The following is a 14437-nucleotide window of genomic DNA, read 5'->3' on the forward strand; positions in this document are numbered from 1 at the left end:
TACACTATATTTAAATATTGATAAAGATATGAACAAATATATAAAGACATTGGCAATTGGCCTTATGACGGGAGCAAGCATGTTGACCACATCTTGCAATCTCGACTATAAGCCTATCGACAACTTCAGCGCCAACAATTTCTGGGGAAGCCAGACTGAGTTTGAAGGATTCATCACTGCCATTTCAAATCATTTCCGTTCCGCTGGTGCTTCTAACGTGTTGTTCAATGCAGGTGAGTTGCGTTCGGGAGTGTTCGAGATGGCAACAATCGACGGCTCAGGTATTATAAATAGTGAGCCTATACAGAACCTTTATGATGCCGACCATCCGCAGTTCAGCACTTTCGGTGGCTACTACGGCTTCATTGCTAATATCAACGAGCTTATCTATCGTTGCAACAATACCAACGTGCTCAGCGACAAGGTGAAGAACGGATTGCTCGGTATGGCATACGGCTATCGTGCTTTCTACTATTTCCAAATGTATCGTATGTATGGCGGCGTAGTATTGCGCATCGAGCCTGATGTGATTCTTGGCAACTATGAGGCAACTCTGCTCTACAAGGGTAGAAGTACTGCTGAACAGACATTGAAGCAGATAAAGGATGACATACAGAAGTCGTTGGAGTACTTCGCTCAGACCGACTATGTATATAAGAGCGCAAGCAAGGACTACTACTGGACAAAGGCTGCCACAGAGATGCTTGCCGGTGAGGTTTATCTTTGGTCGGGTAAGGTTGACACAGACGACCATCAGGCTAATCCTGCTGATGTGGCTACAGCTGCCACCTACTTCAACAACGTGATAAACAACTATGGTTTCGAGTTGCAGGATGATTTCTACAGCGTGTGGACAAAGCCTCATAACAAGGAGTCGATATTCAGCGTGTGCTATAGCAGCGAGAACGACGGTGTTTACTACACCAATCCTCCATATATGTTGCTTTGGGCAAGTACAACTGGTACCTCATACCTCAACTATTGGAGCAATATGGACCAGGAAGGCTGGGGACATGTTAAGGGTGTAGCCAACCGCTTTGGTCAGTGGTATGATAAGGAGACTGGCAAGTCGGCTAATATAGAGATTTGGGACAAGACTAAGTTTGGTCCTTGCCGTTACACTTACAAGAACTCACTCTACTATCAGTTTGACGAGAAAGACTCACGTGTGAATATGTTCTATCCGCAGTGGAATCTCACTAAGGAGGAGCGTGACAACAATGTTAAGTATCTTGAGAACTTCGACCCGAAGGACGGCAAGCATAAGTTGGCTGGTACATTCGTTTGCAAGTTCCGTCCATCAATACCTAACGGCAGCACATACTACACAATGGTTGTTGACATGCCTATCTATCGTTTGGCTATGGCTTATCTGTATGCCGCTGAATGTGCCAACTATGCTGGCGACAACACAGCCATGATGAAGTACATCAACAAGGTGCGCGAGCGTGCTTATGGCAGCAACTGGGATGAGAACGTTTATGGCTACAAGGCAGGCGACTTCAAGGCCAACGAGACCGCTCTGATGCGTGAGTGGGACAAGGAGTTCGTAGCTGAGGGCCAGCGCTGGTGGAACCTCCGTCGTCTGACCACCGTTAAGGGTGGTTCGCAGAAGGATCACTTCGTATTCCAGCCAGAGGGATGTCTCGGCTTCGGTCTTGACACAGCCAAAAATCCATGGATGGTTGACATCAACGGCAACCTTATAGAGACAAATGTTCCTGTACTGAATGGAACAACCCAGGATGAGCACCTGCTCCTCTGGCCTCTCGACAAGGGCTTGTTGGGTTCAGACGCGGAATTGGCTGACCAGCAGAACCCAGGCTACTAAGAAGCCTGCATAAAAGTAAAATAGGAATATAAATAAAAGACGCTTCTTTCTATGCCAACAACTCTTTCGTAGGCAGCGATGCAAATGTCATTGAGGCTGTGTTGAAGGAGAGATGCCGCGAGTTCCTTTTCGAGGGCAAGCGTTGGTACGACCTCCGACTGATGGGTGCTGAGTATGTTACCAAATATACCTCTGCTCAGGCAAGCAAATTGTTGTGGCCTATCGACGAGAATACACTTGGCTTGAATAGCAAGTTGCACCAGACTCCTGGTTATGAAAGATAAGACAGAAAATGGTAATGCCTTAAAGGCACATCATCTTGTTTGATTATATATAAAAAGGTAGAGGGGAGTCAAATCCCCTCTCCTTTATACCTTTTTCGGTATGCAGCTCTTCTCTCTATCATTGATATGATTTCATCCATTTAATTCAACCTAATTATGAATCGTTTCTTTCTATTTTTGTTATCTGTATTTTGGTGTATGGCTGGCATTAGTGCCAATCATCCATCTTCATTGTTGCCTCTGCCGCAGAAGTACAGCTTCAATGGCAAACAGGTTAACGCCAAAATGGCGGTAGAAGAAAGAATTGTAGCCCAAATTGATGGAGCGAAATTTCAAGAGGAGGCTTACCATCTGTCTATTACTCCTAAGAAGATCATTCTGGAGGCTACTACTCCTAAGGGTATGTATTGGGGACGGCAGACACTAGAACAATTGAAATACACTAAAAACAAAAAGACTTGGGTGCCACAGTGTGACATCACCGACTGGCCTGCCTTCCGCATCCGTGGCTTCATGCACGATGTGGGCAGAAGCTACATTCCTGTAGAGGAACTGAAGCGTGAAATCAGTCTCCTCAGCAGATACAAGATCAATGTCTTCCACTGGCATCTCACCGAAAACCAGGCTTGGCGACTGGAATGCAGGAAATATCCGCAGCTCAATGCGCCTGAAAACATGGAGCGTGAGAAGGGTAAGTTCTATACCCTGGATGAGGCTCGTCAGCTGGTGGAATTCTGCAAGCAGCACCAGGTGCTCCTGATTCCGGAAATCGATATGCCGGGCCACAGTGCTGCCTTTGAGCGTACCTTCAAGACCGATATGCAGAGCGAGAAGGGCACGCAGATTCTGAAAGACATCATCGATGAGGTATGCGCTACGTTTGATGTGCCTTATCTCCATATAGGAACCGACGAGGTTCAGTTTACCAATTCGGATTTCGTTCCGATGATGGTGAAATACATTCGCGACAAGGGCAAGAAGGTCATCTCCTATAACCCTGGCTGGAACTACAAGCCGGGTGAAATCGACATGACGCAGCTCTGGAGCTATCGTGGAAAGGCACAGAAGGGCATCCCTGCCATCGACTGCCGCTACCACTACGCCAACCATTTCGATACCTACGCCGACCTGGTGGCGATGTTCAACAGCCGCATCTACAACCAGCCTGAGGGCAGCGACGATCTGGCTGGCTGCATTGTAGCCTTCTGGAACGACCGCTTCATAGACAATACCTCTCAGCTGCTGGCTGAGAATAATTTCTATCCTTATATGCTCACCCTAGCAGAACGTGCCTGGCGTGGAGGCGGCAACTGCTATTTTGATGGCAAGGGCACCCTGCTGTGGGAAGACGAGCCTGAGCAGTTGGCTGCATTCAGGGAATTTGAACACCGCCTGCTGTGGCAGAAGAAGACCTGGCTGAAGGAGGTTCCCTTCCCATACGTTTGCCAGACCCAGAGCGAGTGGAAGATTACCGATGCCTTCCCTAACGGAGGCGACTTGACCAAGGTGTTCCCACCCGAGCAGCAGGAAGATTCCGTCTATCAGTATGAGGGCAAGACTTACAAGACCCGCAAGATCATCGGCAACGGCATCTATCTGCGCCATGTATGGGGCACGCTGGTTCCCGGCTTCTATGCCAATCCGCAGGAGAACCACACCGCTTACGCCACCCGCTGGATTTATTCTCCTAAGGAAAGAAAGGCGAAGCTGGCGCTGGAGTTCCAGAACTACAGCCGTTCTGAGAGCGACCTGGCTCCCCGTCAGGGCACCTGGGATTACAAGTGCAGCCGTGCATGGCTCAATGGTCAGGAAATCATGCCTCCTGTATGGGAAAACACGAACACCGAGCGCTCTAACGAGATTACGTTGAAGAATGAGAATTACATGTCTCGTCCGGCGATAGATATCACCCTGAAGAAGGGATGGAACAAGCTGATGCTGAAGCTTCCTGTAGGCAAGTTCTCCTCTAAGGAGACCCGCCTCGTAAAGTGGATGTTCACGGCTGCTATCCTCGACGAGTAATATCGAATTAGAAGGTTATAATTGGTTATATTTATATAGGTTATGTTGTATGATAAATTAATGAATCCAAAGGGAGTGTTGACGGCTTTGATGCTGTCGATGCTCCTCACGGGCTCCCTCTCTGTTGGGGCTGCCCGAAAGAAAACTGTGCAGAAAATCAAGGTGGCTTGCGTGGGCAACAGTATCACCTATGGCACGGGAATCGAGGATAGAGAGCATTTCTCCTATCCCGTACAACTGCAGAAAATGCTGGGCGACAAATATCTGGTAGGCAACTTCGGAAAGCCGGGTGCCACCCTGCTGAACCACGGCCACCGTCCGTATATGAAGCAGCAGGAATACAAGCAGGCGATGGCCTTCAAGGGCGACATCGCCGTCATCCACCTGGGCATCAACGATACCGACCCGAGAAACTGGCCTAACTATCGAGACGAATTCGTAAAGGATTATCTCTCGCTGATGGACTCTCTGCGTTCTGCCAATCCCAAGGTACGCTTTATCCTGGCTTGCATGACGCCGATAGCCCATCGCCATCCCCGATTCATTTCGGGCACCAAGCAGTGGCACGATGAGATACAGGAAGCCATCAAGGTGGTGGCTCGGGTGAGTGGGGCAGAACTCATCGATTTTCATGCGCCGCTCTATCCTTATCCTAACCTGTTGCCGGATGCCATCCATCCCAACCCGGAAGGGGCAGGCATCCTGGCAAAAACCGTTTATGGCGGCATCACCGGAAACTATGGCGGACTCCAGATGTCCTCTCTCTATACAGACCACATGGTGCTGCAGCGCAACCAGTCGCTGGATATTCATGGCATCGCCAACACGGGCGACCAGGTAACGGTGAGCATTGCCGGACAGAAGGCTTCTGCCGTTGCCAACAACCGGGGCGAATGGAGCGTAGTGCTGCAGCCGCTGCCTGTGGGCACCGACTATACGCTCACCATCCAGGCGGGCAAGCAGAAGAAGGAATACCACCATGTGGCAGTGGGCGAAGTGTGGCTGTGCTCAGGCCAGTCGAACATGGCGTTCCGACTCAACCAGGCTTCCACCGGCAAGCGTGACATCGCCCAGGCGAACGACCCCGACCTGCGCCTCTTTGACATGAAGGGTCGCTGGGAAACCTATGATGTGGCATGGCCGGCATCCTGTCTGGATTCGCTGAACCATCTGCAGTATTACAGGAATACCACTTGGCAGGGGGCTACCCCCGAGACGGCAGCCCAGTTCTCAGCCGTGGCTTATTACTACGGCAAGATGCTGCGCGATAGTTTGAAGGTGCCAGTGGGACTGATATGCAATGCCATCGGCGGTGCGCCTACCGAGGCTTGGGTAGATAGAAACACCTTGGAAACCCAGTTCCCTGCCATCCTGCGCAACTGGTTGCAGAACGACTTTATCCAGGATTGGGTGCGAGGTAGAGCAGCCAAGAACCTCACCAACGATGCCACCCATCTGGGCCGTCACCCTTATGAACCATGCTATCTCTACGAGAGCGGCATCCTGCCTCTGCAGCAGTATCCTATCAAGGGTGTCATCTGGTATCAGGGCGAATCGAATGCGCACAATATGGATGCCCACAGTCAGCTCTTCCGCCTGCTGGTAGACAGCTGGCGAGGCAACTGGAAGAATCCACAGATGCCGTTCTATTTCGTGCAGCTGTCTAGTTTGAACCGTCCTTCCTGGACTTGGTTCAGAGATAGTCAGCTCCGATTGATGAAGTCAATTCCAAATACCGGAATGGCGGTATCTTCTGATTATGGTGACTCTCTTGATGTGCATCCAACGAATAAGCAGCCTGTGGGCGAGCGCCTGGGTCGCTGGGCATTGAACCAGACCTATGGTCACGGTGTAACCCCATCAGGCCCTATATATAATAAGGTGGAAAGAGAAGGCAATACCCTGGTGGTATCCTTCGCCTATGGCGATGGACTCCGCACATCGGATGGGCAATCGCCTCGCTGCTTCGAGATAGCCGCAGAAGAGGGGCTGTTTTATCCGGCACAGGTGAAGATAGAGGGCGACCAGGTGAGATTGACATCTCCGGAAGTCAAGTACCCGAGATTCGTAAGATACGCCTGGCAGCCGTTTACCCGAGCCAATCTGGTGAACAGCGATGGGCTTCCGGCTTCTACCTTCCGTGGAGATACAGATTCTATCATTACAATCATAAATAGTTGTTGTACAATGAAATCAGATCCTAAAAAACAGTATTCTAACATCAAAACCATATCCGGCTTCCCTGCAGGGGAGGCTGGGTATGACCTGGGTGTATCAGCTTGCTATGGTGGTTTCATCGGCGACTACATGGTAGTAGCCGGTGGGTGTAATTTCCCTGAGCCTGGAAAGAAGAAGTATTATTCGGGCATTTATGCTGCGAAGGTGGGGGGCAATTCAGACGAAACCCCGGATTGGCAACTGATAGGCCATCTGCCTGAGCCTGCAGCCTATGGCGGCACGGTAACCTCGGGCGACAGTCTGATTCTGGTGGGCGGCTGCAACAATGAGCAGAAGTTGCGCAGCGTGCTGAGCCTCCACCTGGACAGGGAGAGTGGCAAACTGGTTTTGAAATCGCTGCCATTGCTGCCACGTTCGGTAGATAACATGGGCGTCTGCCTCTCTGATACCCGCCTTTTCGTGGTGGGAGGCAATCAGGATGGCAGACCATCGGCTGCCGTTCTGAGCCTGGAAATAGGCAAGGATGCAGCGTGGAAAAACGGGGCAAGTAAGAAAGATGCGGCAAAGAAGCTGGCTTCAGCCTGGCAGCATGAAACGGAGCTGATAGGCGAGCCGAGGGTTCAGCCAGTGTGTGCTGCCTATCGTGGCGAGCTTTATGTATGGGGCGGCTTCTACGAGAAAGGCAAGTCGAGCCTGGTAGCCACATCGGGCTTGTGCTATCATCCTGAGAGCAAGAGCTGGACATCGCTTCCTGCCCCACGCAATGCCAAGGGCGATGAACTTACCCTTACGGGAGCCACAGCCATGCTGGCGGTAAGTCCATCGGGCAATCCCGCCATCGTATGCGCCGGAGGTGTGAACAAGGAAATCTTCTGGGATGCCATCAGCGGAACCTATTCCATGGTGGCGAAGGAGGATTATCTGAAGAAAGATATTTCGTGGTATAAGTTTAATGATAATTTGTTAGTTTATAGTTTAAACTCTGGGAAGTGGGAAACTCCATTCCCTGAAAGTTCGCTGCTTGCTAGAGCGGGGGCCCAAGTAGTTATGCGTGGACATACCTTATATTATATAGGTGGTGAACTGAAGCCTGGGCTTCGTTCGCCTGGTATTGTGAAGGTAGATTTACGTTAATAATGATTCGACCTGTATGGTTTCAGTGCCTGGCGAGGCATCTGTCCATACAGGTCCTTTTCTTTTATCCTGCGCCTTGAATCACATGCGTTTTTCTTTTATCTGGTATCTTGTAGCAAAATGAAAGCTAAAATTAGTTATTTTCTTTCATTTTGTATTTTTAGTTTCTTTTTAGTTTGTCAAATAGTAAGCAAATAAAAATAGTAAGAACAAAAAGAAAGAAATATTGCTTTTATTTAAGCAAAAAGTCGTAACTTTGCACTCGAAATCAAACAAAATGTAATTTTAATAATAGGAGAGATTGACATGAAAAAGATTGAAGCAATCATCCGCAAGACAAAGTTCGAGGATGTAAAGGAAGCATTGCTTGCCGCCGACATCGAGTGGTTCTCTTACTACGATGTAAGAGGCGAGGGCAAGATGCGACAGGCGCGTATCTATCGTGGTGTCATGTATGATACCAGCAGTATTGAGCGCGTGTTGTTGAACATCGTGGTTCGCGACAAGAACGTGGAGAAAACAATTAATGCCATCCAGGAGGCTGCCCGCACAGGCGAGATTGGTGATGGTCGAATCTTTGTAATTCCTGTAGAGGATACCGTGAGAATCCGCACAGGTGAAAGAGGCGACATCGCACTTTATAATGCTGAGCAGGAGAAATAACGATTGCGGGATGGAAGGAGAGAGAGTAAGTTTTCAGGTAAAAGAACACTTTAAAGATTTTATGTTATGAGTGTACAGGATTTAGGAATTTCATTAGATACCGTGTGGATGCTCTTGGCAGCCATGTTGGTCTTTTTCATGCAGCCGGGATTCGCCCTCTGCGAGGCGGGCTTTACCCGTAGTAAAAACACTGCGAACATCTTGTTTAAGAACTTTGTCGATTTCATGGTCGGTTCCGTTCTCTTCTGGTTCGTAGGTTTCGGATTCATGTTTGGTAGCGATGGCGCCGGATTCATCGGCATGCCTAACTGGGGCGATTTGTCTTTCTATACAAATGCCGCCGGTCTTCCTACAGAGGGTTTCCTGATGTTCGAAACCGTGTTCTGCGCTACTAGTGCTACCATCGTTTCAGGTGCCATGGCAGAGCGTACCAAGTTCTCCATGTATTGCATCTATTCGTTCTTCATCTCATTGATCATCTACCCTGTAGAGGGTCACTGGACATGGGGTGGCGGTTGGCTCTGCAACGGCGAGGCTGGTTCATTCATGATGAACACCTTCGGTGCTGCCTTCCACGATTTCGCAGGTTCAGCCATCGTTCATAGCGTGGGTGGTGTACTTGCCTTGGTTGGTGCCATCTGCTTAGGTCCTCGTTTGGGCAAGTATCGCAACGGCAAGAGCATGGCTATCCCTGGTCACAACCTGATGGCTGCTGCCCTGGGTGTATTCATCCTCTGGTTCGGCTGGTTCGGTTTCAACCCAGGTTCTCAGCTTGCTGCTTCTGGCGAGGTTAACCGCGTAGCCATCAGCCACGTATTCCTTACCACCAACCTGGCTGCCGTATGTGGCGGTCTCGGTACCATGTTCACATCATGGATCAAGTATGGTAAGCCATCATTCTCATTGACATTGAATGGTATCCTGGCTGGTTTGGTAGCCATCACCGCAGGTTGCGATTTGGTTAGTCCGTTGGGTTCAGCCATCATCGGTCTCTTGGCAGGTATCATTCTGGTATTCTCTATCGAGTTCATTGATACCAAGCTTCATATCGATGACCCTGTAGGTGCCAGCTCTGTGCATGGTGTTTGCGGTATCTTCGGTACCTTGATGACAGGTCTCTTCGCCCTCGATGGCGGTGCCTTCTACGGTGGCGGTTTGGGTTTCTTCGGCGCACAGTGCTTCGGTATCCTCTGCATCGACCTTTGGGCAGCCGTAACAGGTGTTATCCTCTTCTGGGGAATCAAGAAGATTGCCGGCTTGCGAGTTGACAAGAGAATTGAGGAAGAAGGCCTCGATATTTACGAGCATGGTGAGAGTTGCTACAACTAAAATACCTTTCATATATAAAGAATAGAAGCGGGTGGATTGATTTCCACCGCTTCTTATTATAAACCCGAAAATAAGAGAGATTATGAAGAAGATTACAGATATGAAGAAGATGGGTGCCCTGGCACTCGGTTTGATGGCATTTGCTCCTGCTGCCATGGCGCAGGACAAGGTTGAGACATCTATGGGTGCAGACATCGTGAGCCAGTACTACTGGCGTGGTCAGGACTTGGGAGCCGTTTCCCTGCAGCCTACATTGGGCATCGGATACAAAGGCCTCTCCCTCACAGCCTGGGGAAGCGTAGGACTTTCTCAGCCTGAGGATACCAAGGAGTTCGATCTTACCCTGGCATACGAGACTGGCGGTTTCCATATCGGCGTAACCGACTACTGGTTCAATTCTCCAAATGAGAAGTATTTCGCCTATAAGGCACACGAAACCTCTCATGTCTTCGAGGCAAACGTAGGTTATGATTTCGGAGCACTTGCCCTCAACTGGTACACCAACTTTGCGGGCAATGATGGAGTAAACAAGGATGGAGACCGTGCCTATTCATCTTATCTCGAGGCCACAGCACCATTCAAGTTAGGTGGCTGTGATTGGGAGGCAAGCGTAGGTGTCGTACCGTTTGCCACATCCTTCTATGGTGATGCCAATGGTTTTGCAGTAACCCATGTAGGCGTGAAAGCCACCAAGGATTTGAAGATTACCGATTCTTTCTCTGTTCCAGTCTTCGCCCAGGTAGCAGCCAACCCAAGCACTGAGAAGGCGTATCTGGTAGTAGGTTTCACCCTGCAGCCATAATATATTGTTTTTTAGTTTCATAAATGATAAATGCCGATAGTTCTGGAATTTGGAACTATCGGCATTTTTTATGTATTATTATTTGCTATGATATTATAAGTTGTTCAGCAAGTCGGCCTTGCCATCGTTGATCAACTTAATCACCAACTCGCCAAACAGCGTGTTCTGCCATGCAAACCATGGACGGGTGAACTTCGATGCATCATCCTTGTGGAATGACTCGTGGATGAAGCCCATGCCCGCATCCGTGTTCAGCAACATCTTCATGCAGAAACGAATCTCGTCGTCGCTCTGGGCTGTGAAACACTTCATCATGATAGACATAGGCCATGGCATGTCGTATCCGATGTGAGGACCACCGATGCCCTCGCCAGCCTTGCCACGGAAGAAACAAGGATTGTCCTCGCTCCAAACAAAACGGCGGGTGTTCTGATAGATAGGGTCGTTCATCGGAACATCACCCATATAGCCCATACCCAACAAGGATGGCACGTTGGAATCGTCCATCAGAAGCTGGTTGCCGAAACCATCAACCTCGTAAGCGTAAATCTTGCCGTACTTAGGATGGTTGTAGATGGCATACTTCTGCAAGGCTGCCTGCACCTCATCGGCAAGACTGCTGCAATCCTTGGCAATCTTCAGAGCCGCATCCTTCTTTGCCGCATCCTTCTCAGCCACATGCTTCAAAATCTCGGCAGCCTTGTTCATGGATGATACTGCCATGAAATTAGAAGGAATCAGGAATGGAAGAATCGTGGCATCATCCGATGGGCGGAACATGGAGGCAATGAGGCCCACTGGCTTCACCGGAGCACCGAAACCGTCCCAGCCGATGGTATCGAAGGCACGGTCGGAAACACGGGTAAAGTGATATGCCTTGGCTGTTACCTTGCGCTGCTGCTCGTGGAAGGTCTTCAGGATGTTCTCCACAGCCTGCATCCATACTTCGCCGAAGATGGAGTCATCGCCTGTCACCTTCCAGTACTCGTAAGCCAGGCGGATAGGGTAGCAGAAGGAGTCAATCTCATACTTGCGCTCGAACACATCCGGCTGCATCTTGGTGCGGTCTTTCACCCATCCGGCACCCGTAGGACCATCGTTGAAGGCATTGGCATAGCGGTCGATGTTGATGCACTTCAGCTGGCGCAGAATCACACCCCTCAGCATCTTCTTCAGCTTCTCGTCCTTGTTGGCGAGGGCTACGTAAGGCCAAACCTGCGCACCTGAGTCGCGGAGCCACATGGCTGGGATATCGCCTGTATATACAAATGTATCGTCGTCACCATTTTCGAGCACACGGTAGTGAACGGTGCTCTCCAGGGTGTTAGGATAGCAGTTGGCAAACATCCATGCCAGTTTCGGGTTCTTCTTCAGCAGTTTCTGCACTTCCTTGATCTTCTTCTCCACGGCGGTGGAGGTGAAGAGGCGGTCCTCCACTGGCGGACGCTTGGATTCGTACTTGCCATCCACCGGTGTCACCACCTTGGTATAGCGTGCATGCACATCCACCTTGGCGTTCTCCTGAGCCATCGCTGTCATGGAGGCAAGAAGAGCCATTGCTAAAATAGTCTTTCTCATTTTCTTATCTTTTTGTTAGTTAGTTTATATTATGGACGGTCGGCTGGACGGGTGCCCCACTTGGATGGCTGGCTGCCCATCTGTATTTCCAGGGTGCCGCCCTTCATGATGTCGTTATACATGATGTACGACTTGGTGTATGGCTTGCCGTTGAGCTTGATGTGCTGGATATACAAGTTCTCCTTGCTGTTGTCCCTGCAGATGATGCTGAAGGTCTTGCCCTTGCCCACGTTCACCGATGCCTTGTCGAAGATAGGACTGCCGATGATGTACTTGCCGCCGGCTGGCTCTACCTGATAGAGACCCATGGATGAAAGCACATACCATGCCGACATCTGGCCTACGTCCTCGTTGCCGCTCAATCCGTCGAAATCATCCTTGTACATCTCGTTCATGGTCTGGCGCAGCAGACGGGCTCCCTTCCAAGGTTGGCCCACATAGTTGTACATGTAGAGCACGTGATGGCTAGGTTCGTTGCCGTGGGCATACTGACCGATGAGTCCTGAGATGTCGGGAGATGCATTGTCGCCCATGCTGCCGGTGACGATGAAGAGCGAATCGAGCTTGGTAACAAACTTCTGCTCGCTGCCGAAGAGTTTCACGAGTCCGTGCACATCGTGTGGCACCAGCCAGGTGTATTGCCATGCATTGCCCTCGGTGTAGTCGTCGTCACGATGCTCGGCAGCGAATGGGTTGAATGGGGTGCGGAACTTGCCGTCGGAACCGATACCGCGCATGAATCCTGTTTCCTTGTCGAAGTATTTGCTGTAAGATTTAGCTCTCTTCTCGAAATACTTGGCGTCTTGCTTCTTGCCCAGCATGCGCGCCACCTTGGCAACGCAGGCATCAGCCAGGGCATATTCCAGACCCTTGGCCACGGTTTCCTTGGTCTTCTCCTTGTCGTAAGGCAGATAGCCGTATTTCTTGAGCAGCCCCAGTCCGCGGTCTTCTCTCAACGCCGACTGCTTCATTGCCTCGTAGGCACCTTCCTTATCCTGCACGTAGCCCTTCAGTACCATGTCGGCAAGCACAGGGATGCCCGGGTTGCCCACCATGCAGTTGGTTTCGTTACCCATGAGATGCCATACCGGCAACTGGCCCTGCTGGCGATAGATATTGATGAAAGTGCTTGCCATGTCTGGAAGCATATCAGTATGAATCATCGTCATCAGCGGATGAGCCGCACGATAGGTATCCCAGAGCGAGAGGGTGGTGTAGTTGGTGAAGTTGCCATCGTATACCTTGCCGTCGGCACCGCGGTACTGTCCGTTGACATCCGAGAATACGGATGGAGCGGTCATGGTGTGATACATCGCCGTGTAGAAGATGCGGCGTGATGCGGAGTCGGTGGTCTCGATGTTCACCTTGTTCAGCTCCCTGTTCCAGGCTTCGTCGGCAGCAGCCACCACCTGGCGGAAATCCCAGCCCGGAATCTCCTTCTTCAGGTTTAGCTGGGCGTTCTCGGCACTTACAGCCGACATGCCCGTCTTGACCATCAAAGGCTTGGTAACATCTGCTGCCGTAATCAGCCATCTTCCGGTGCCCAATGACTTCACGGTGACTGGCTGCGAGAATTCGGCGAAGAAGAATGCCTTCTGGTCGTTGGCCCAACCCTTGGAGAAGCGATGGCCTGCCAGGGTGGTAGAGGTAATCTTATCTACGTTGTAATCCTTTGCCGCATCCCATCCGATGCCCTGCTTCAGGTCGAGCACCAGTTGTGCCTGCTGTGCATCTGCCCCGAAGGTGTAGCGCTGGAATCCGGCACGCTGGGTGGCTGTGAGCTCTACCCACACGTTAGGCTGCTGCAGTTTTACGGCGTAATAGCCCGGGCGCACATTCTCGTTGGCATGACTGAAGAGGATTTCCTTCTGGCTGGCATCAGTTACGGGCAGGAATGCCACGTCGCCCAGGTCGCCGATACCGGTGCCGCTGAGGTGCTGATGGCCGAATCCGATGAGCACGGAGTCGGAATGGTGATAGCCCGAGCACCAGTCCCAGCCACGTGATGGCTCAGTAGGGCCCAGCTGCACATATCCGAACGGAACATTGGCTCCGAGGAATACGTGACCGTGACCACCCGTTCCGATTCTTGGATTTACAAACTGGGTGAGATTGCCCAACTTAGCCTGTTGAGCGAAGGATGCCTGTGTGAAGCCACCGGCTATCACGCAAGTCATCATCAATAGATTTATCAGTTTCTTTCTCATATTGTTTAAATCGTACAAACTATAGTTTGCATGAAACTATCAGCATGAATACTTGATATTAAATTTTGTATTGTTTAGAATGTTATTAAATTTGTTGCAAAGATAAGAAAAAAAACTGTTATCACCCAAGTTTTCCGTAAAAATCTGATGAATAAGATGGGTTTTTAGAATTAATTAATTATTCTTTATGTTTCTGCTACATTAAATGATTCTGTTTACTTATATTCAGTGAAAAATTAAACAAAACCTTGATTTTGTGCCTAACTTTCGTTTTGTAATCTAATAAGTATTGTTTGCTTACAGAATGTAATTAATCTGCGAGCTGTATTTGTCTATCTGATAGTGGCGCAACTTTATGAAGACAAAAAGCAAGAGAAATCTTCTTTATTCTATCAAAAAGTAGTAATTT

General features: G+C 50.0%; 7 protein-coding genes and 3 pseudogenes. 8 read left to right on the plus strand and 2 right to left on the minus strand.

All coding sequences use genetic code 11. The features are described 5' to 3' along the window. Positions 1-28 precede the first annotated feature (28 nt). The 8 genes and pseudogenes from KUA49_RS04240 (at position 29) to KUA49_RS04275 (ending at position 10243) form a co-directional block, all read left to right on the plus strand. Positions 29-1831: a RagB/SusD family nutrient uptake outer membrane protein gene (locus tag KUA49_RS04240; protein ID WP_218412936.1), complete on the plus strand. Its 1803-nt coding sequence runs from the start codon at positions 29-31 to the stop codon at positions 1829-1831. A 47-nt stretch (positions 1832-1878) separates the two neighbouring features. Then, positions 1879-2115, plus strand: a pseudogene (locus KUA49_RS04245) (RagB/SusD family nutrient uptake outer membrane protein); the annotation flags it as partial. A 198-nt stretch (positions 2116-2313) separates the two neighbouring features. Beyond that, the gene (locus tag KUA49_RS04250) at positions 2314-4137 is read left to right on the plus strand and encodes a family 20 glycosylhydrolase (RefSeq protein ID WP_256624860.1); all 1824 of its coding nucleotides are present in this window, start codon (positions 2314-2316) and stop codon (positions 4135-4137) included. Between the two features lie 90 nt (positions 4138-4227). Beyond that, positions 4228-6285, plus strand: a pseudogene (locus KUA49_RS04255) (GDSL-type esterase/lipase family protein); the annotation flags it as partial. Positions 6286-6414: 129 nt separating this feature from the next. After that, positions 6415-7449: pseudogene (locus KUA49_RS04260) on the plus strand (cyclically-permuted mutarotase family protein); the annotation flags it as partial. A gap of 306 nt (positions 7450-7755) precedes the next feature. Next, complete coding sequence (locus KUA49_RS04265; protein ID WP_022120874.1) at positions 7756-8112, plus strand: P-II family nitrogen regulator; 357 nt, start codon at positions 7756-7758, stop codon at positions 8110-8112. 66 nt (positions 8113-8178) lie between these two features. Beyond that, complete coding sequence (locus tag KUA49_RS04270; protein WP_218412934.1) at positions 8179-9441, plus strand: ammonium transporter; 1263 nt, start codon at positions 8179-8181, stop codon at positions 9439-9441. Positions 9442-9523: 82 nt separating this feature from the next. Continuing rightward, positions 9524-10243: a hypothetical protein gene (locus tag KUA49_RS04275; RefSeq protein WP_218412933.1), complete on the plus strand. Its 720-nt coding sequence runs from the start codon at positions 9524-9526 to the stop codon at positions 10241-10243. Between the two features lie 93 nt (positions 10244-10336). Here the strand turns inward: KUA49_RS04275 and KUA49_RS04280 are convergent, their stop codons facing one another. After that, positions 10337-11821: a glycoside hydrolase family 125 protein gene (locus tag KUA49_RS04280; RefSeq protein WP_203039659.1), complete on the minus strand. Its 1485-nt coding sequence runs from the start codon at positions 11819-11821 to the stop codon at positions 10337-10339. Positions 11822-11850: 29 nt separating this feature from the next. Continuing rightward, positions 11851-14028: a GH92 family glycosyl hydrolase gene (locus tag KUA49_RS04285; RefSeq protein ID WP_218412932.1), complete on the minus strand. Its 2178-nt coding sequence runs from the start codon at positions 14026-14028 to the stop codon at positions 11851-11853. Positions 14029-14437 lie beyond the last annotated feature (409 nt).

Origin of the sequence: Segatella copri (genome assembly GCF_019249655.2) — a bacterium.
Taxonomy (GTDB): Bacteria; Bacteroidota; Bacteroidia; order Bacteroidales; family Bacteroidaceae; genus Prevotella.